18 protein-coding genes and 1 riboswitch are annotated in these 18,620 nt (G+C 40.2%); of the genes, 17 read left to right on the forward strand and 1 reads right to left on the reverse strand.

What is annotated here, in order from left to right; all coding sequences use genetic code 11:
* The first annotated feature begins 110 nt into the window (after positions 1-110).
* Together lysA and AAGS61_RS02235 are read left to right on the forward strand one after the other, a co-directional pair.
* Complete coding sequence (gene lysA, locus AAGS61_RS02230; RefSeq protein WP_391366826.1) at positions 111-1,427, forward strand: diaminopimelate decarboxylase; 1,317 nt, start codon at positions 111-113, stop codon at positions 1,425-1,427.
* Between the two features lie 229 nt (positions 1,428-1,656).
* Positions 1,657-2,025 (forward strand): GNAT family N-acetyltransferase, encoded by a 369-nt coding sequence (locus AAGS61_RS02235; RefSeq protein WP_391366828.1) that lies wholly within the window; start codon positions 1,657-1,659, stop codon positions 2,023-2,025.
* Here AAGS61_RS02235 and AAGS61_RS02240 read toward each other — a convergent pair.
* Complete coding sequence (locus AAGS61_RS02240) at positions 2,022-2,543, reverse strand: DUF309 domain-containing protein (protein ID WP_391366830.1); 522 nt, start codon at positions 2,541-2,543, stop codon at positions 2,022-2,024. The two genes, AAGS61_RS02235 and AAGS61_RS02240, sit on opposite strands and share 4 nt — an antisense overlap.
* Before the next feature lie 139 nt (positions 2,544-2,682).
* On the opposite strand from AAGS61_RS02240, the gene AAGS61_RS02245 reads away from it, so the two are divergent.
* From AAGS61_RS02245 to glnA, 15 genes are all read left to right on the forward strand, one after another.
* Positions 2,683-3,459, forward strand: a complete 777-nt coding sequence (locus AAGS61_RS02245; protein WP_391366831.1) for a segregation/condensation protein A — start codon at positions 2,683-2,685, stop codon at positions 3,457-3,459.
* The gene (scpB, locus tag AAGS61_RS02250; protein ID WP_391366833.1) at positions 3,434-4,015 is read left to right on the forward strand and encodes an SMC-Scp complex subunit ScpB; all 582 of its coding nucleotides are present in this window, start codon (positions 3,434-3,436) and stop codon (positions 4,013-4,015) included. Before AAGS61_RS02245 ends, scpB begins: the two co-directional genes overlap by 26 nt.
* A gap of 16 nt (positions 4,016-4,031) precedes the next feature.
* Complete coding sequence (locus AAGS61_RS02255; protein ID WP_391366835.1) at positions 4,032-5,000, forward strand: D-alanyl-D-alanine carboxypeptidase family protein; 969 nt, start codon at positions 4,032-4,034, stop codon at positions 4,998-5,000.
* Positions 5,001-6,021: 1,021 nt separating this feature from the next.
* Positions 6,022-6,762, forward strand: coding sequence for a pseudouridine synthase (locus tag AAGS61_RS02260; protein ID WP_391366837.1), 741 nt, complete (start codon positions 6,022-6,024; stop codon positions 6,760-6,762).
* Positions 6,763-6,901: 139 nt separating this feature from the next.
* Positions 6,902-7,435: a thiol-disulfide oxidoreductase ResA gene (gene resA / locus AAGS61_RS02265; RefSeq protein WP_391366839.1), complete on the forward strand. Its 534-nt coding sequence runs from the start codon at positions 6,902-6,904 to the stop codon at positions 7,433-7,435.
* 12 nt (positions 7,436-7,447) lie between these two features.
* Complete coding sequence (gene resB / locus AAGS61_RS02270; RefSeq protein WP_391366841.1) at positions 7,448-9,109, forward strand: cytochrome c biogenesis protein ResB; 1,662 nt, start codon at positions 7,448-7,450, stop codon at positions 9,107-9,109.
* Positions 9,106-10,320, forward strand: a complete 1,215-nt coding sequence (gene ccsB, locus AAGS61_RS02275; protein ID WP_391366843.1) for a c-type cytochrome biogenesis protein CcsB — start codon at positions 9,106-9,108, stop codon at positions 10,318-10,320. The genes resB and ccsB overlap by 4 nt, the downstream gene beginning before the upstream one ends.
* 111 nt (positions 10,321-10,431) lie before the next feature.
* Complete coding sequence (locus tag AAGS61_RS02280; protein WP_391366845.1) at positions 10,432-11,148, forward strand: response regulator transcription factor; 717 nt, start codon at positions 10,432-10,434, stop codon at positions 11,146-11,148.
* Positions 11,141-12,916 carry an ATP-binding protein gene (locus AAGS61_RS02285; protein WP_391366847.1) on the forward strand — a complete coding sequence of 592 codons (1,776 nt, stop codon included), beginning with the start codon at positions 11,141-11,143 and terminating at the stop codon, positions 12,914-12,916. Before AAGS61_RS02280 ends, AAGS61_RS02285 begins: the two co-directional genes overlap by 8 nt.
* 123 nt (positions 12,917-13,039) lie before the next feature.
* Positions 13,040-13,591, forward strand: a complete 552-nt coding sequence (locus AAGS61_RS02290; protein ID WP_391367305.1) for an RNA polymerase sigma factor SigX — start codon at positions 13,040-13,042, stop codon at positions 13,589-13,591.
* Entirely contained in the window at positions 13,588-14,784 is a 1,197-nt protein-coding gene (locus tag AAGS61_RS02295) for a hypothetical protein (RefSeq protein WP_391366849.1), read from the forward strand. Before AAGS61_RS02290 ends, AAGS61_RS02295 begins: the two co-directional genes overlap by 4 nt.
* Positions 14,785-14,863: 79 nt before the next feature.
* A riboswitch (FMN riboswitch) is annotated at positions 14,864-15,037 on the forward strand.
* A gap of 214 nt (positions 15,038-15,251) precedes the next feature.
* A complete protein-coding gene (locus AAGS61_RS02300; RefSeq protein WP_391366851.1) occupies positions 15,252-15,827 on the forward strand; it encodes an ECF transporter S component in 576 nt (191 codons plus the stop codon).
* Between the two features lie 140 nt (positions 15,828-15,967).
* On the forward strand, positions 15,968-16,585 hold the full coding sequence (kynB, locus tag AAGS61_RS02305) for an arylformamidase (protein ID WP_391366853.1): 618 nt from the start codon (positions 15,968-15,970) through the stop codon (positions 16,583-16,585).
* 218 nt (positions 16,586-16,803) lie between these two features.
* Positions 16,804-17,199 (forward strand): MerR family transcriptional regulator, encoded by a 396-nt coding sequence (locus tag AAGS61_RS02310; protein ID WP_391366855.1) that lies wholly within the window; start codon positions 16,804-16,806, stop codon positions 17,197-17,199.
* A gap of 30 nt (positions 17,200-17,229) precedes the next feature.
* Entirely contained in the window at positions 17,230-18,588 is a 1,359-nt protein-coding gene (gene glnA, locus AAGS61_RS02315; protein WP_391366857.1) for a type I glutamate--ammonia ligase, read from the forward strand.
* The last annotated feature ends 32 nt before the right edge of the window (positions 18,589-18,620 follow it).

The following is an 18,620-nucleotide window of genomic DNA, read 5'->3' on the forward strand; positions in this document are numbered from 1 at the left end:
AACATACGTTGCAGTCCGTCCTTTGCTATGTTAAAGTTCTCATATAATATTTTGAGACTTTTATGAAAATTAGCGAATGCTTTTTTTCAAGTAGCAGAGGAGAGAGCGCAATGCATTTACATGGAACACAGCAAATTGAAAACGGTCATTTAACAATTGGTGGTGTCGATACAGTTGAGTTAGCAAAACAGTATGGTACACCACTATTTGTGTATGATACGGCGTTAATTCGCGAGCGTGCACGTGGCTTTAAAAATACGTTTGAAAAATTAGGTGTAACAGCACAAGTAGCGTATGCATCGAAAGCGTTTGCGTGTGTGGCTGCGTATCAATTAGCAGCGCAAGAAAATCTTTCGTTGGATGTTGTGTCTGGTGGCGAGTTATATACCGCGATTAAAGCAGGGTTCCCGGCAGAACGCATTCATTTCCATGGCAATAATAAGTCGGTGGCGGAGCTAGAAATGGCGTTTGACACAAAAATCGGTTGCATCGTTGTGGATAACTTTTATGAAATTGCTGTATTAAAAGAAATGGCTGAAGCAAAACAACAAAAAATGAATATTTTACTTCGTGTAACACCAGGAGTAGAAGCGCATACACATGATTTCATCACGACAGGTCAAGCGGATTCAAAGTTTGGTTTTGATTTAAATAATGGACAGACGGATGAAGCTTTTGCGCAAGTAAAAGACCATGCATACTTAAACTTACTAGGGTTACATTGCCATATTGGATCGCAAATTTTTGAAACAGATGGCTTTGCATTAGCCGCTAGTAAAGTAATGAATAAAATGGGTACTTGGAAACAGGAACATGGCTTCGAGTGCTCAGTACTTAATCTTGGCGGTGGTTTTGGTATTCGCTATACAGAAGAAGATAAGCCACTTGAGCCGCATGTGTACGTAGAAGAGATGATTAAATCTGTACAAGCGGAAGCAGAAGCGGTAAAATTAACGATGCCGGAGATTTGGATTGAGCCAGGTCGTTCGCTTGTAGGGGATGCAGGTACATCACTTTATACAGTTGGTTCACACAAAACAGTGCCAGGTGTGCGTGAGTATATCGCTGTTGATGGAGGAATGAGTGATAATATTCGTCCTGCGTTGTACGATGCGAAATATGAAGCAATCATCGCAAATAAGGCTGATCAAGCGAAGGATGCAACGTATACAGTTGCAGGAAAGCTTTGTGAATCTGGTGATAAGTTGATGATTGATGCAGCACTACAAAAAGCTGAATCTGGTGATGTTTTAGCGATGTTCTGCACAGGTGCATACGGATATTCCATGGCGTCAAATTACAATCGTGTACCACGCCCGGCCGTTGTATTTGTAGAAGCAGGTGAGCATCAATTAGCTATCAAGCGCGAAAGCTATGATGACATCGTTGTAAATGATCTCCCGTTAGTTTTAAAAAAGGGTGAGTAATCTTTGAAAATATCGAAACAGGCTAAGTGGGGTCTTGGATTGTTATTTGGGGTTTTAGCTTGGGCACTTTTATTCATCTACGTCATTAGTCCATTAATTGCAATGTTTAACGGGGAATAGGCCTTTATATTGTAATCAACACTACAGACTTGTCTTGGGAAATTGTGTTATTGCATTTCAGAAGCGGTTTTGGTAGGATGTGCAATGGTAGAATTGAGGGAATGTGACAATGCTAGTACGGTATAAAAAGGCGCTAGAGAAAATCGCAATGGGGTTACTATCTTTTATGCCTCAAGAAAAAGATGTCAAGCGCCTAATGGAAACAATTCAGCAGTATGAACAATTAGATCATTGGATGCTTTATTTATGGAAAAAGGATGAAGAATATGTGGGGATTGTTGGGGTTTTAGCTGAAGAAACAGTTGCAACAATTCAACATATTACGGTGATTCCATCGTATCGTGGGGAAGGTGTAGCACTTGGTATGCTACAAGAACTTTACGATTTAGAAATGTTTACGCATATTCAGCCGAATGAAGAAACAGCACCTTTTTTACAAAAATGCATACCAATCATAAAAGAAGCTGAGTGTAATTAGCACTCAGCTTCTTTTCTTTTTTCGGTTATTTTTTGTGCACGCGCTTCAAGTATGTCGGAGCGGTCACGTAGCATATGCTTATGAAGAAGAAAATGCGTATCTTCCTTCGTCAATGTCGCGATCTTTTCTGCAATCATTCGTTCAAACGCTTCATCGATCAATGGAAGTGTAAAAGATTGAAAAGGCTGTTCTTGTTCAATTTGTGAAATAGATTGTGAGATTCGTTCTTCTAATAATGGAAAGTGGAACGGGTGCAAGAAGGTTGATGCTTTATTTGTTAGTAAATTTTTTTGCGCTTTTCGTAAAATTTTTGTCGCACCGTTCAAGTTATGACGGCGCCAGTGATACATGCCCGTTGCCAATTGGACAAGTCCAACGAGTACATGTTCTTTATCGCCAGGAGCAATGTCTTTCCAATATTCTTCTAATACTTCATGACATTCAAAATAATCGTGATTACCGTTAAAATATGTACAATAATCAACAAACAGTGGGTGCATATATGGCAAATGAATCACCTTTCCTCTATACTATTGATGAGCTATTTTAGTGGATTCGAAAGTAAAAGCTTTCAAGGAAATCCACGAAGATACGCTTACAACTCGCGCTATTTGTGCGTGAATTGTATTTTTAATGAAAATGACAGGTGGCATACAGATGAGCTATGAAGTAAAACTAGAAGCATTTACAGGTCCACTCGATTTATTATTACATTTAATTCACCGATTGGAAATTGATATATACGATATCCCAATGGCTGAGCTCACAGCACAATACATTGAACATATACATGCTATGCAGGAATTAGAATTAAATGAAGCAAGTGAATACTTAGTGATGGCCGCGACGTTACTTGCGATTAAAAGTCGTATGTTGCTACCCATTCATGAAGGGGAAATCGAAGAGACTGACTTTATAGAAGATGGTCCTGACCCTCGTGAAGAGCTTGTATCACGCTTAATCGAGTATAAAAAGTATAAGGAAGCAGCGTCTACCTTACAAACATTAGAAGAACAACGTGCACAAGTGTATACTCGTCCACCAGCAGATCTTTCAGAATACACTCCGACTGAATCATCTATACTATTTGAAACAGATGTCAATGTGTATGACATGTTATCAGCGTTTCAAAAACTACTACGTCGTAAGCAATTAAAAAAACCATTAACCACGCGTGTAGCGAGACAAGAAATTTCTATTAAGGATCATATGTTTGCAGTCGTGAATCGGTTGAAGGTCAGCGGTGGGCGTATGACATTTACACAATTATTCCCGTATGAGGATAAACAAACATTAATCGTCACGTTTTTGTCATTACTTGAATTGATGAAACGCCAAGTCGTTTTTGTAGAGCAATCCAATAATTTCGAAGAACTAACCGTATTACTACAAAAGGAGGAAATTGGCGATGGACTCGAAGAACTTGATGAGTAGAATTGAAGCGTTATTATTTGTTGCGGGAGATGATGGTATAACAGCGCGCCAACTTGCACAATATTTAGAAGTAGGGGTGATGGATATTGAAGCAGGACTAAGTGAGCTTGAGACGAAATATAATGAAGCAGAAGAGCATGGGATTACGATTAAACAACTTGCAGGTACATACCAATTGACGACAAAGCAGTCGGTTGCGGAAACACTTCAAAAACTTGTGGAAAATCCGACGAGTCAAGTGTTAACATCAGCCTCTCTGGAAGTACTTGCGATTATAGCATATAAGCAGCCAATTACACGTGCAGAAGTGGAAGATTTACGTGGAGTGAAGAGTGAACGTCCCATTCAAACGCTCGTATCAAAAGCACTCGTGCAAGAAGTAGGGCGTGCGGAAGGAACAGGACGGGCTATTCTTTACGGTACGACAAAGGAGTTTTTAAACTACTTTGGCTTAAAAAATATTTCTGAGCTACCCCCTCTACCGACGGAGGAATCAGAAGAAGAGGAAACGACGGATTTATTTATGACGAAATTCCAAGAAGCATTTAACGAATAAAATAAGGAGCGGTAAGTTGAAAAAACTTTTGTTTGTTTTATTCTTGTTGTTTGTGCCAGTCAGTGTAGAAGCAGCGTCTAGTTATGCCGTAGTGGATGCGGAAACGGGACGCGTGCTAATGGGAGAAGCAGAAAATGAGCGGTACCCCATTGCGAGTTTGACAAAAATGTGGACAGCCCTTGTGGCCATTGAAGAAGGACATTTAGAGGATATGGTCACGGTGTCCAAGCGAGCCGTTTATAGCGAAGGGTCCTCGATTTATTTAGAAGAGGGGCAACAAATCCCGTTAGAAGAATTACTGTACGGTTTAATGCTACGTTCAGGGAATGATGCAGCGACAGCCATTGCTGAACATGTTGGTGGTTCTGTAGAAGGCTTTGTGAAGCTGATGAATGATAAAGCGGTATTACATGGTTTAAGTGGCACGGTGTTTACAAATCCATCAGGGCTCCACCATGAGGAACATTTGGCGACAGCTGCTGATACGGCGAGGATGCTACAAATCGCTATGAAAAATGAGACGTTCCGCAAAATTGCCTCAACGGTTATATATAAAGGCAGTAAAACGACGTGGCAAAATAAGCATAAACTATTATCGCAAAACGTCGGTGCGGTAGCAGGGAAAACAGGTTATACGAAAGTAGCAGGTCGTACACTAGCTACCTATTTTGAACGTGGTGACAAAGCGTTTGTCGTTGTGACGATCAACGAATCAAACGATTGGGAAACGCATAAATTTATCGCTGATGCGATTGATCAACGTTATGAATCGTATACACTTGTAGAAAAAGGGGAATATCTTATTCCGAATGCGACCATTACAATCGAAAAACCCATTACACTGTTACTTACCGCACAAGAACGCGGCCATATTGAGCATATGCTGATCGCCCAGCGTGACTATAAAAGAGCGATATGGCACGTTAAATTAAACAATGACATCCTGTTTTCAACAAGAGTGTCGATTAAAGAAGACAAGGGATAACGGAACGACAGTTATTAAAACAACAATGAAGTAAACTTACTGAATGTTTAAGTTTAACCTATACAAAAATAGATAAAGGAAGGCAAAGTCGGTTTTGGGCTTTGTCTTTTTCTTTAGTGAAATTTTGGCTCATTACCGTAACTTGGGGTTGATTTCCGTTCCAAATTCATTTGCGACGAAAGCGGAGCGTCAGGAGCAGCTGGACGCTTTCCGGGGGGCGTCCGATGAGCCGCTTCCCTCGCTACGCTCAGTCCAGGGGCTCATCTAGGACTCTAATCCCCCCAGGAAAATAATCTGTTCCACACTGAAGGGAACAGATTATTTCTGCATCGAAAGGCGTAGCCGTCAGATGCACTCGCCCAGCCTCCACTCCAATCAACAAACACTTTATTTCATCAATTCATAATGAACAAAAAATATAAAAATAGTAAAAAGTATTAAATGGAATAAGCATTGTAACCTTTACACTTCACCACAGCACGTTTCCGTTGTGAAGTAAAGCTTGGCTTCAATGACAATAGTACGCTATGGCAAAAATGAATACTTCTTCATCATAATCTGTGTTCTACCTATAGCAAAATCATTTTTATAGCAAACAATTGATGTAGAAGTAGGTAGCAAACGGAACGGAGAGCGGTGACTCCAGCGGGGCAAGTGAGCAAAGGCTAAAGTCGCCACATCCTGTGGCAACGCCTTTGTGAGCAACATCATGTTGCCCCGAGCTGAAGGCCCCGCAGGCAATTTATTTGCGCCTAAGCGTGCGCGACAGGAGCAGTGAGGGACGAACGACGAGGAGACTGAAGCCATGCCCGCGGAAAGCATCCGCTCGGAGTGGAGTGTGCAATGTATATAGAGCAAGCCCGACTTTGGATGATGAACCTAAATTTTGGTAAATGAATGGTGAAAGCTATTTCTCTTTATGTTTCCGTCAAAATGTGACATAATTTTCAACAGATTAGAGGGAACAAATTAGTCTAGTCCCACGTCTAACGTGTGGCGTAAAAATCAATGAGGTGAACTTATGGAAAGACTACAAAAAGTCATTGCGTACGCAGGTATTGCGTCTCGTCGTAAAGCAGAACAATTAATTACAGAAGGGAAGGTTAAAGTAAATGGCAAGGTTGTGCGTGAGCTTGGAACAAAAGTTTCCAATTCAGACACAATTGAAGTAGAAGGTGTAAAGCTTGAAAAAGAAGATAAAGTATACTTCCTACTTTATAAACCAAAAGGCTATATTTCTGCGGTAACGGACGATAAAGGACGTAAAACGGTCGTGGATATTTTGAAAAAACGCGTACCAGAGCGCGTTTTCCCAGTTGGACGTTTAGATTATGATACGACAGGCTTGTTATTATTAACAAATGATGGAGAGTTTTCATATCAGTTAACACATCCTAAATTCAAAATCGATAAAACGTACATTGCACGTGTCAAAGGTGTACCGACGATTGAAGGGTTAAAAAAATTACAGCGTGGCATTAAGCTAGAAGATGGGAAAACAGCTCCTGCGAAAGTAAGCATGACTTCATTTGACGAAAAAGCGGGCAAGGCAATCTGTGAAATTACTATCCATGAAGGTCGTAATCGTCAAGTACGCCGTATGTTCGAAGCGATTGGTACGCCAGTTGTGAAATTAAAACGTGAGCAATTCGCCTTTTTAACATTAGGTGATTTAAAGCCAGGGGAATACCGTCCACTGACAAAGCAAGAGGTGAAATGGTTACGTGTACTAGCTGAAACAGGGCATGTAGATTTACACTAAACAGTTAGTGGAAACGTTCATAAATCCTTCAAAAACCGAAGAAGGCGTCTACGCTTTCTTTGGTATAATGGATAAGGGTTAAAGTCTCTGGCGGATGCCATTACGCCGAGGCGTAATCGATTAGGGAGGAATTGCGGAAATGGACAAGAAGCAAAAGCGTTCCATGACACGAGGTATTATTTTGGCCCTATTAGCAGTAGCTATTGGCTATACGATTTATGCATCAGTAACAAAAGACAAAGTAGACGTACTGCAAACTGGTATGGATGCACCAGACTTTGAAGTGGTTGATTTAGAAGGCAATATCCATCGCTTATCGGATTATAAAGGACAAGGAGTCGTTTTAAACTTCTGGGGCACATGGTGTGAGCCATGTAAGCGTGAATTCCCTGCAATTGAACGACAATATAAAGCTTTTGAAGAGCAAGGTGTCCATGTGTTAGCGGTTAATATTGCGCAGTCTAACTTAGAAGTGAAAAATTATGTCAAGAATATGGGCATGACATTCCCTGTAGCAATTGATAAGACGAAAAGTGTCATGACAGCTTATAACGTGACAATATTACCAGCGACGATTTTAATTAATTCGGACGGCAAGGTAGAGCAAATTATTACGGGAGAGATGTCGGAGTCGCAAATCGTGGCTCATATGGAATCGATAAAACCGGAATAGGAGTTTTACGACATGGAAAAGGAAAAAATAAGGTGTGAATGTGGCCACGAAAATCCTATCGGTACGAAACTCTGCGCGGTATGTGGCCGCGCATTAACCGAAGAAGAGCAGCAAAAGAAACTTGCGGATATGCGTTACGATGGGATTGCCATTCGTTCAAAAACATATAACAAATCAATTATTGATAAAATTTGGAACTTTTTCTCGAGCGTAAAGGTCGGGATTGCGTTAATTATTATCAATTTACTTGCCGCTTCTATCGGTACGATTTTACCTCAAGAGTTTTATATTAATGCAGCGACAGAAGAAGCGAAGAAGATTTATTATACAGACCTTTACGGTACGTTTGGAACAATTTATTATAATTTAGGGTTATCGGATGTTTATTCTTCCTGGTGGTTCCAAATTTTAGTAGCGATGCTCGGTGTATCCATTATTATCGCGAGTATTGATCGCGGCGTGCCTCTACATAAGTCCCTTAAAAACCAGCGTGTGAAACGCCATGCGAACTTTATGAAACGTCAGCGTGTCATTGCAGAAGGGAAACCAACTGTAGCACAAGCGAATACGCTTGAATTAGCAGAACAAAAGTTAAAAGGACTTCGTTATAATGTGCGCCGAGAAGGCAATGCATTAATGGCGGAGAAAAATCGTTTGTCGCGTTATGGTCCTTATATTAATCACTTAGGGTTAATCATTTTCTTAGTCGGTGTAATGCTGCGTCTAGTACCAGGCTTCCACGTCGATGAATCGATTTGGGTAGCAGAAGGAGAATTACGTGCTGTGCCTGGAATGGATGGATATTTCATCTACAATGAAGACTTTATTTTAGAAACACATGAGGGGCAAGCACAAGGGGAACAACTGAAACAAGGTGTTAACGTTGTGGCGAAAAACTTCCAGACAGATGCTATTCTGTATAAGCAAGCAGAAGGTTCATTGCCAGGACAAATTGATAATTTAGAAGAAGTCAAATCATCTGAAATCCGTGTCAATCATCCGTTAAAGCATGAGGGATATGCGTTTTATCAAATGGATTACAGCTTAAATGAATTACATAAAATGCGATTTGCTTTAACGAATAAAGCAACGGAAGAATCACTAGGAGACATTGTCATTGATTTAACAAATCCTGACACAGTCTATGAAATCGATGACAAGACAAAAGTAGAAATACTTTCATATGTACCAGATTTTGATGGCTTTAAAGATGGTGAACCGCAAACAGCTTCCCCATCACCGAACAACCCGGCGTTTATTTTCCGTATGTATACACCAGAAACGCCAGAAGGGGAAACAAGTTTTGTTGCGATTAAAAATACATTAGAGCCACTTGGTGAAAATGCATACAAGATGAGTTTCCAAAACATCGAAACACGCGATAAAACAGGTTTAACGATTCGTAAAGATAGTACGATTCCAATTTTATTCGTTGGTGGTTTTATCTTTATGCTTGGTGTAGTCATTGGCTCATACTGGGCACATCGCCGTGTCTGGATTGAAGAACTTGAAGATGGCACAATCCGTCTTGCTGCACATACAAACAAAAACTGGTTTGGTATTAAGAAAGAGCTAGATGCCTTAACGGAGTTTGCGCATCTTCCAGCATATGTGGATCAAGTGGATTTAGAGAAAGAGAAGGAAAAAGAAAAGGAAGGTGACAACAACTTATGAGTTTAATCGAGGTGAGTGATAAGCTCTTATATGTCGCATTTATGTGTTACTTAATCGCAACATTTTTATTTGGTGGTGCGATTAAGCCAGCAAAAGAAAATGTGCCAAAGGGTGCTAGTAAATTAGGGACATTAGCGATTGCGATTACGATCGTCGGTTTCTTATCACATTTAGGTTACTTTATTACGCGTTGGATGTACACAGGTCACGCACCTGTAAGTAATATGTTTGAATTTACAACAGCATTCGGCATGTTCTTAGTATTTTCATTTATTATTATTTATTTCATGTATAAAGTATCGGCGTTAGGTGTTGTCGCATTACCGATTGCGATTTTAATTATCGGTTATGCAGCGATGTTCCCATCAGAAACAAGTCCGCTTGTACCATCATTACAATCTGACTTTTTAGCAGTTCACGTTATTACAGCAGCACTTGGCCAATCGATTTTATCTATTTCTGCTGTAGCAGGGATTCTTTACTTATTAAAAGCGGTTGATAAATCTGCAACACAAAAAGAGCGCGTTTGGTTAGAAGTAGTCATGTATGTTTGTGTACTCGTTGTCGGCTTCGTTATCGCATCAGTAACATTTAATGGCATGGGCGTGGAAAGAACGTACCAATTTGTGAATAATGAAGGTAGTGTCACAACGGAAACGTACAATATGCCAACATTATTTATGTTTGAAGACGCTGTGCAAGTGGAGAAAAATGCGGACGGTCAATATGTTGAAACAACGGAACAAAATCTAGGTGTCATTCAATTACCACCGCTGTTTGATTCGCGTCAATTTACAATTGTATCATGGTCTATTTTATTTGGTTCCGTACTTTATGGATTACTCCGTTTAATTGGTCGCCGCAGCATTACAAGTATGGTGCAGCCGCTTGTGAAACGGGTTGATTTAACATTAGTTGATGAAATTGGCTACCGCTCCGTGTTAATTGGTTTCCCTGTCTTCACACTTGGTGCATTAATTTTTGCAATGATGTGGGCACAAATTGCATGGGGACGCTATTGGGGTTGGGACCCGAAAGAAGTATGGGCACTAATTACATGGTTATTTTATGCAGCGTTCCTTCACCTGCGCCTGTCGAAAGGTTGGGAAGGTAAAAAGTCTGCCTGGTTAGCGATTGTTGGTTTTGCTATCGTAATGTTTAATCTTGTCGCTGTGAACTTAATCATCGCTGGTTTACACTCTTATGCATAATGTAGCGTAAATAAAGGACAAGGGGCCGCGTTTGCTGCTCCTTTTCTTTTCATTTCCTACCTGAAAATGTACAATAGAGAATAGAGAAAGATTGAAAGGGGATTCGTACTAGTGTCTGAAAATATTTCTGTATTAGTGGTAGATGACGAAGATCGTATTCGCCGCCTATTAAAAATGTATCTTGAACGTGAAGGATACACGGTAGATGAAGCGGAAAATGGAGAAGAAGCAATCGAAAAAGTATTTGAAAATGACTATCATTGTATTCTTTTAGATATTATGATGCCGGAAAAAGACGGCTTACAAGTTTGTGAAGAAATTCGTGAAAAGAAAACAACGCCGATCATGTTATTAACAGCAAAAGGTGAGGAAGCAAACCGTGTACAAGGCTTCGAGCTTGGTGCGGATGATTATATTGTGAAACCGTTCAGCCCGCGTGAAGTCGTGTTACGTGTCAAGGCGATTTTACGTCGTTCTGCTGCGTTTTCGCCAGTATCCAATGCAACGACGTCAAAAGATTTAGTGGTGTTCCCACATCTGACAATTGACCATGATGCACACCGCGTAACAGCAGAAGGGACAGAGGTCAATTTGACGCCAAAAGAGTATGAGTTACTGTACTTCCTAGCGAAATCTCCTGATAAAGTATTTGACCGTGAACAATTACTAAAAGAGGTTTGGCATTATGACTTCTTCGGTGACTTACGTACAGTGGACACGCATGTAAAGCGTTTACGTGAAAAGTTAAACCGCGTATCTGAAAATGCGGCGAAAATGATCGTAACGGTTTGGGGTGTTGGCTATAAATTCGAGGTCGTGAATGAATAGAATATGGAATAGTATTGTCGGGAAGCTATGGGTAACCATATTGCTTCTCGTTTCATTTGTCCTTTTTATTTTCACGGTATTTATGCTGGAGTTTTTAGAGAATTATCATAATGAGCAAGCGGAAAGTTCGCTGCAACAAACCGCATCTGCCATTGCCAGTATCGTAGATCAGCATGGAGCTGGGCAATCACCAACGCAAATTATTAAAGATATACTCGATTATCATACAAATGCATTAATTGTGAACCCTCCTGGTAAAATTGAGTCTGCCATTCAAGAAGGAATTAATCAAGAAAAAATTCAGCACGCGATTTTAGAAAATGAAGCGTTTCAACACATTTATGAAACAGATGACCCGATTTTAAAGGAAATCATTTTGCCATCACAAACAGAAGAAGAGAAAATGGAGTCGTATGTTGTGCTTGGCTTTCCGTTAAAATCAGAAGATGAGTTGCACGGGGCCGTCTTTATTTATCAAAATCCTGCAGCGATGCATGAAACGAGTCAGCAAACAACAAAGCTAGTCTTTATTGCAGCATTCATTGCTTTTTTATTAACAACCTTTTTTGCCTTTTTCTTATCAAGCCGTATTACGTACCCACTTCGCCAAATGCGAGAGCATGCGTTTCAATTATCGAAAGGGCGATTTGATTCGCAAGTGCCAACGAAACAAAGTGGTGATGAAATCGGTCAACTTGCTGTCGCGTTTAATCAAATGGGCCGTCAGTTAAAGCATCATTTAGAAGTGATTAACCAAGAAAAAGAGCAATTATCGAGCATTTTGACATCGATGACGGATGCTGTCATTACATTTAATCGGGATCGTACCATTTTAGTTAGTAACCCACCCGCAGAAAAGCTACTACAAAAGTGGTTTATTAGTAAAGGGAGCCAAAGTGCACGACCGATGCCAGCTGAAATTTATCATATGTTGGATCATGTGCTTGATTTAGAGGATAAGATTGAGGAAGATCTCGATATTGCTGGCTCTTACTATAGCATTACGATTTCCCCTTTATATAGCGGTGAGTCTATTCGGGGTGCGGTGGCAGTGATACGAGATAAAACAGACCAGCATCGCTTAGAAAAGTTGCGTTCAGACTTTATCGCCAATGTATCGCATGAACTGCGCACACCAATTGCGATGCTCCAAGGCTACTCTGAAGCCATTTTAGATGACGTTGTGCAGTCGGAAGAAGAGCGCAATGAAATGATTCGCGTGATTTATGATGAATCGCAGCGGATGGGGCGTCTGGTCACCGATTTACTTGACCTTGCTCGTATGGAATCGGGACATTTGCGCTTATATAAAGAGCAAGTACCAATCGTAGTAGTACTGGAACGCATGACGCAAAAGTTTATGCAAGTCGCCAAAGAAAAACACATTCATTTACAGTTTGCTTCAGAGCTACCAGAGGATGTGCTCATTTCATTAGATGAAGATCGCATTGAGCAAGTATTAACGAATTTAATTGATAATGCGATTCGTCATACACCAGCAGATGGAACGGTAACCGTAGCACTCACAAATGAATTATCGTACGCGAAAATTTCGGTAAGTGATACAGGAATAGGTATACCAAAAGACGATCTTCCTTATGTATTTGAACGTTTCTATAAAGCAGATAAGGCGCGTACTCGCTCAAAAGGTGGTACAGGTCTTGGGCTTGCCATTACCCGAAATATTGTAGAAGCACACGGAGGAAATATAAAAGTAGAAAGTGTCGAAAAGCAAGGGACAGTATTTACGTTTTATTTACCGATGTAATATAGTAAAAGGGGGTGTCCAGAAAGTAAGAGCTTTCAGAACACCCCCTTTTTACTTGCAAGAGATTAGGTGTTTGGATGACGAGCCGTTTGAAACTTTCATGATGTACATACGACTAATTCTATAAGAACGGGGGTGGAATGGATGAAGGAATCCATTTTCCATCGATTGTATGATAACTATCACCAAGATGTCTTTCAGTTTTTAATCTACTTAGTCAAAAATAGGACAGTAGCAGAAGATTTATCGCATGAAGTATATGTGCGTGTACTAAAAGCATATGAGCGTTTTGAAGGCAAAAGTTCTGAAAAGACATGGCTATTTTCGATTGCTAAAAATGTTGCGATTGATTATTTTAGGAATGCTAATGTACGGGATCGCCATACATTTGATGCATTTGATTGGGAACAAGAACAGCTGATTTCTCCGGTCAAATCGCCCGAGCAATTTGTTGAGTTAGATGATGAGATGAATCGTTTACTTGAGGTATTAGAACTATGCACGGGTGATCAAAAAATGGTAATTGTCATGAGGTATTTTCAAGAGCTTTCCATCGCTGAAACAGCTGGTATTTTAGGGTGGACGGAAGGAAAGGTAAAAACAACACAGCATCGGGCCATTAAAACGCTGCGCGAAAAAATGATTCAACAAGAAAAGGAGGCGAATTCGATATGAAGGATGAAAAATGGGGCGAGCAAGAAATCGAAAAGTTATTATCGCAAGCACCAAAAATTCAAGATAATCGTTCGAAAGAAGACGTCTTCGCAAAATTAAAAGAAGCAGGGGCTTTTGAAGAAGAAGTACCCGTACAAAAAGTCATAAAGAAAAAACGAAGCTTGTTTAGTATATATGGATTAACAGCTGCTTTATTGTTATTTGCATTTGGCGGTATGTACTATATATCTGGTAATAAGTCGCAAGATGACGTGGCCTCTACTTCAATGGAGAATGCAGATATGGCAACAAAAGAAGCTGAAGGAGAAATGACGAGCGGAAGCCCGATGATGATACGAAATTTTGTGCTTGAAGATATGCGTACAGCTGTTTATCCCGAACAGTTAGAAAGTAGTAAAGCTTTTTATATCGGTTTAGCGGGTGATGATGCAGAGAGTGTACCTGTGACAATCATTATTCCAAATGAGCAACTAATAGAAGATTTCGGCACAGATTCACCGTCACAGGTAGAAATGTATCAGAAGTATGCAGCGCTAATTGACGAACAAGCGGCGGGCTTTCGTGACTATCATCCGGTGAAGGGGATTGTGGAAGAGCAAGGGTTAACGGTTGTGCATACATTACCACAAAACCATGACTATGATACCGCTTCTGGTACGATGTCTATGTATATCGGGATGCTTGTCGATACATTTGGGAAAAGTTATGACACGGTGGAAATCGTAAATGAGGAAGGCTCTGCAATGACGTTTAGTGAAGTAGGAGAGCCGAGTGAACCATTACTATTAACGGAGAAGAAGCGCTATAGTTATTTTATCGATGAACAATCAGGTGGCATTTACTTATCGCCCAATTTCCGTCAAACATTTGATACGGCAACAGAAGCATTGCAGTTTATGAAAACGGAGAATAATGATATTTATCAATCGGCCATTTTACCAGGTGTGGATTATACCGTAACGGAAGAGGATATTGTGACGGTTACATTTACGCAACCGTTAGATTTAGAAGCATTTGATCCGCAGCAGGCAATGTATATGGTAGAGGCTATGTTATTAACGGCATCGAGCTTCGATAAGCAAGTGCGTTTTGAGAATGTTATACAGGCGGAGTGGCAAGAATTCAATTTTACGCAAGTGTTACCAATGCCAGTAGGTGCAAATCAGTTATCAATAGAATTCCTACAAAGATAGTCGGAGAAAAACGAAGGAAAGTACTTTACAAATTTAGAATATAACCTATAATGATAGGTGTAAGACAATTTCATAATTGATTCATCTTCGGGGCAGGGTGTAATTCCCGACCGGCGGTAATAGAAGCCGCGATTTCTGACCATTTTGGAGGATATTGCAGCAGTGCTTCTTCAGCCCGCGAGCCACTTTTTAGTGTGCAGGATTTGGTGAAATTCCAAAGCCGACAGTATAGTCTGGATGGGAGAAGGTGAAGGTACGGTCGTTATTTGAAAAATATCGTCTATTTTTGCATACCAAAAAAAGCTATGGGAACTAGCTTTGTTTGTAGTGCAAAAAATGATGAAATAACACCTGTTTCAGTGTGCCTTATTCTCCCTTACGTTTATGTTACGTAAGGGATTTTTTCATGAAGACGACCGAAATACCTTTCTTCTTGCGAGATGGAATCAGCAAAGGAGAAGATTTCTATGACAAAACAAAACAAAAAGTTACGCTCGTTCGTAACCATTGCCATGTTAAGTAGCATTTCTTTCGTATTAATGTTATTTAACTTTCCTCTACCATGGTTCCCAGCCTTTTTACAAATTGACTTCAGTGATGTACCAGCATTAATCGCGGTCATTACGATGGGGCCTGTTGCGGGTATTTTAGTAGAGTTAGTGAAAAATATTTTAGACTGGATTTTCTCGGGAGCACCAACAGGCGTGCCGGTTGGACATATGGCAAACTTTGCGACGGGTGTGTTATTCATTTTACCTGTTTACTATATTTATAAAAAATTCACGACATCAAAAGGTTTAATGGTAGGTTTAATCGCCGGTACTATTTCCATGTCGTTAGGGATGGCGTTGCTCAATTATGTAGCGTTCTTACCGATGTATGCATACTTCTTAAACTTCCATTTAGAATCATATGAAACAATTGTGAAAGGGATTTTACCGTTTAATTTAGTTAAAGGTGTGTTATTAATTGTCATTATTACGGTATTATTCCGTACGATGAAGACGTGGATCTCTAAACAACGCTTACAATATTTATCATAAAGTAGACGCAGTCACGTTCGTGGCTGCGTTTTTTATGTTTAAATCGTTGGGAATTTTAACACGGGATAAATTCCTTCCATGCTATGTAGTTCTATTGTATCGTTGGTATGGAACGATGAATGATAAAAGGAGTAATGAATATGTGGATTGATATTACGATGCCGTTACATAAAAATATGCCCATTTGGCCCGGGGATACGCCATTTTCATATAAACAGGATGCGACGTTGACGGAGGACGGGGCGAATGTGGGGCAAATTACGATGAGCTTACACGCGGGGACACATATAGATGCGCCGTACCATTATGATGATTTTGGGAAGGCGATTGATGCGTTACCGCTAGAGTTGTTTATAGGTGCTGTGAAAATAGTGGATGTTGTAGGAGTAAAGTGCATTCAGCTAGCACATGTGGAGAATCTCGAGTTACATAACGTGGAGCGTCTATTTTTTAAAACGAAAGTTGTACAGGATTTATGCCATTTTGATGCAGATTTTACAACGATTGCTCCAGAGGTGATTCGTTTTCTTGCGAATCAAGGTGTGCGTGTTGTGGGGACTGATGCACCGTCGGTTGATGCATTAGACGATGTGAGCTTAATTGCACATCATACGTGTAGGCAAATGGGTATTTATATTATTGAAAATTTATTTTTAAAAGATGTTGATGCGGGCATGTATGAGTTTATCGCTTTACCGCTTGCGATTCAAGGAGGAGATGCATCGCCTATACGTGCTGTTGTACGAAAAATGAAATAATGAAGAAGCCTACAGCTTAAGTTGATTACTTGAGCTGTATTTTTTGTGGGGAATTAAGTCGTCTTGAAAATGGGTTTACGCTATTTTGCCGCAAGTTGTATTTTCATCTGAACTTGCGATAAAATTAATCGAAACTTAATATGTTAACTTTTATAACATAATATTGATAAAATACATAACATAATGTAAAGTGAAGTTAGAAAAGGGAGGGGATGATGATGAGTCGAGAGTTTCGAAGGGCGATGCCGTTACTCCCTATAAGCATGGTCATGCAATTAACGGAGCTAACCGCAAGACAAATCCGCTATTATGAAGAACATGAGTTAATAAACCCGGCAAGGTCTGAAGGGAATCGACGTATGTTTTCGTTGGATGATATCGATGCATTATTGGAAATTCGAGAATTGCTTGACCAGGGAATTAATATGGCGGGGGTCAAAAAAGTATTTGATCTGCGAGATGTGAAAGATGTTAGAAAAAGTGACGTAACTTCGATTTCGGATGCAGAGCTTCGTGCCATTTTACGAGAAGAAATGTTGCAAGCACAACGTATGCAAAAGTCTTCGCTACGTCAAGGCGACCTATCGCGTTTCTTCCATCTTAAAAATGAATAATAAAAAAGTAAAATAGGAGAGTGAATGAGTATGTTTAATACAGTTACGAATTCAACGAGTAAGTATACAAAAGAGAAGATTAAAGAAATTGTGAAGGACAAAAATGTAAAGTTTATTCGTCTACAATTTACGGATATTTTAGGGACGATTAAAAATGTCGAAATCCCAGTAAGTCAATTAGATAAAGCGTTAGACAATAAAATGATGTTTGATGGTTCTTCCATCGAAGGTTTTGTACGTATTGAAGAATCGGATATGTACCTTCGTCCCGATTTAGGTACATTCATGATTTTCCCATGGACAGCAGAAAAGGGGAAGGTAGCTCGATTCATTTGTGATATTGCTCGTCCGGATGGCACGCCTTTTGAAGGAGATCCGCGTTCAAACTTAAAGCGTATGTTAAAACAAATGGAAGAGTTAGGTTTTACAGGATTTAACTTAGGACCAGAGCCAGAATTTTTCTTATTCAAGTTAGATGAAAAAGGGAATCCGACACTAGATTTAAATGATGATGGCGGATATTTCGATTTAGCGCCAACGGACCTTGGGGAAAACTGCCGTCGCGATATCGTATTAGAACTGGAAGAAATGGGTTTTGAAGTGGAAGCTTCTCACCATGAAGTAGCGCCTGGTCAGCACGAAATTGATTTTAAATATGCCAATGCGATAGAGGCATGTGATAATATTCAAACGTTTAAGCTTGTCGTAAAAACAGTAGCCCGTAAACATGGTTTACATGCAACATTTATGCCAAAACCGTTATTTGGGGTAAATGGTTCAGGTATGCACTTTAACTTATCGTTGTTCCAAGGGGAGAAAAATGCATTTTGGGATGAAGGGGCGGAGTTACAATTATCGAAGACGGCGCGTCAGTTCTTAGCAGGTGTACTAAAGCACGTACAGGGCTTTACAGCGGTAACGAACCCGATTGTGAACTCCTATAAACGTCTAGTACCAGGGTATGAAGCGCCTTGTTATGTAGCATGGTCGCCGAAAAACCGTTCGCCACTCGTACGTATTCCTGCATCTCGTGGGTTATCGACACGTATTGAGCTACGTTCGGTAGACCCATCGGCAAACCCGTATTTAGCAATGGCCGTCATTTTAGCGGCGGGCTTAGATGGCATAAAAAATGAATTAGAGCCACCAGCACCGGTAGACCGTAATATTTACGTGATGAATGCCGAAGAGCGTAAGCAGTATGGTATTGATAATTTACCCGCTTCACTTGACGCAGCATTAAAAGAACTGGAAAAAAATGAAATCATTAAAGCAGCACTAGGTGAGCATATTTATGAAAACTTTAAAGAAGCAAAAGAAGTAGAGTTCGATATGTTCCGTACAACGGTCCACCAATGGGAACGCGACCAATATATGAAGATGTACTAGGAAAAGCGTCGGAGTGATCATGCTCCGACGTT

Origin of the sequence: Lysinibacillus sp. KU-BSD001 (assembly GCF_042920265.1) — a bacterium.
In the GTDB taxonomy this organism is placed as follows: domain Bacteria; phylum Bacillota; class Bacilli; order Bacillales_A; family Planococcaceae; genus Lysinibacillus_B.